This is a genomic window from Silvimonas sp. (genome assembly GCF_031291215.1).
GTDB classification, from domain to species: Bacteria; Pseudomonadota; Gammaproteobacteria; order Burkholderiales; family Chitinibacteraceae; genus Silvimonas; species Silvimonas soli.
This window is the reverse complement of record NZ_JARLJK010000092.1, coordinates 1-1,477: the sequence shown is the minus strand read 5'-3', so window position 1 is coordinate 1,477 and position 1,477 is coordinate 1. Positions and strand designations below refer to the sequence as shown.

General features: G+C 59.0%; 1 protein-coding gene. It reads right to left on the bottom strand.

Features of this window, described 5'->3' with window-relative positions; all coding sequences use genetic code 11:
• Nucleotides 1–1,449: protein O-mannosyl-transferase family (locus P4L78_RS10575; RefSeq protein WP_309328026.1), on the bottom strand; the 1,449-nt coding region annotated here is incomplete at its 3' end.
• Between the last annotated feature and the right edge of the window lie 28 nt (nt 1,450–1,477).

Below are 1,477 nucleotides of genomic sequence, written 5' to 3'. Positions count from 1 at the left end.
GTTGCGCTGTTCGCTCTTGTACCAGTGGGAGAGTCCCGACCACAGCGGCATGACGCAGAACAGGCTCAGCATGATCAGCACCGGCCCGCGCCGGCGATAGACCAGGAAAGCGCAGATCAAACCAATGGGCAGCGCCAGCAGAATGAGGTTTGCGAAAATGGGCAGGGCGTATTGGTCCTTGTCAAAGGCCATGGCAATGTGCTGCGGCAGTTGGGACAGGCTGATTTTGCCGGCCGGTCCGTAATACAACTGGCCCGCCACATCGGTCAGACTGTACACCGCCAGCACCACCGCCACCGCGGCGACCACGAAGCCCCACAGCCGTATCTTTTGGTAATGGATGGCCGTGTATGCCGCCATCAAGGTCAGCCCATAGCCGATCATCATGGCAAACAAGCCGTGCGAAGCGGTGAAGAAAACCTTGTTCAAGTCCTGCGAGGCGCGGTCGGGCGAGACGTCAAGGAGGATGACCAGCAGCACGGACAGGCAGAAATAAATGGCCACCAGGCCGATGATCCACGAGCGTTCGCGCTTGTGGAGTTTCCAGAGATACGCGAAGGGCAGCAGGCCGATGAAAACATAGACCAGGCTGAATGACTCGGACAGTCCTTTGGCGATATACCAGAGCTGGAAGGCAAAATGTTTGGGATCGGAAAAGATGTTGGAACCATGAATGGCTTCATACTGGCCGCGGCCCAGGGCGTGGAAGAAGCCTTCCACGGTGCGCGGATAACCCCATTGCATCGGCGGGTCGGTCATGCACGAAACCGGCTCGTACAAATAAACCAGCACGCCGCAAGTCCAGGCGATCAGCATGAGAAAGCACGCCAGCCATTCGGTCAAGATGCCCCCGGTTTCAATGGCCAGCCAGATTGCGGCACCGATGGAGCCGATACCGACGATGTAGAACAGGTTTTTTTCAATGCCGCTCATGTTTTGCAGCGCCGGCATGGAACTCATGCACAACAGCCCAATAATAAACACGATGCTGTTGCCGATGAACAGGTCGCGGCCCAGGCGGGGCGAGGCCAGCGCAATGGCCACTTCCAGCCCCATGGCACTCAGCAGCAGCGTCTGGTGGATCGTTATGCACAAGCCATAGAGAAACATGGCCAGATATAGGTACCGCCGCTGCTGCGGGGCGTACATCCACCGCATGATGCACGCCAGCACCGCGATCAGCCACGGCACGCCGAACAAGGAAATGCGGTTGATCACCACCGACTCGCTCCACATGAAAATGTCCAGCCCCAGCAGCGTGCCCGCCACGAAACCCGACACCGAGCAGATGGCGTTTTCCCATTTGCGCGGCAGGCCCTTGATGGCCTCCACCCCTTCGATCAACATGCTGCTGCCGCGCGAAACCATCAGCGCCAGCAAGCCGCAGCCCATGGCTGCCGCGAAGGATTCGCCCACTTCCACCCGCCAGGCCACGTTGCCAAAGGGCAGAATGGCCGTCCAAAACCAGGCGTAAACC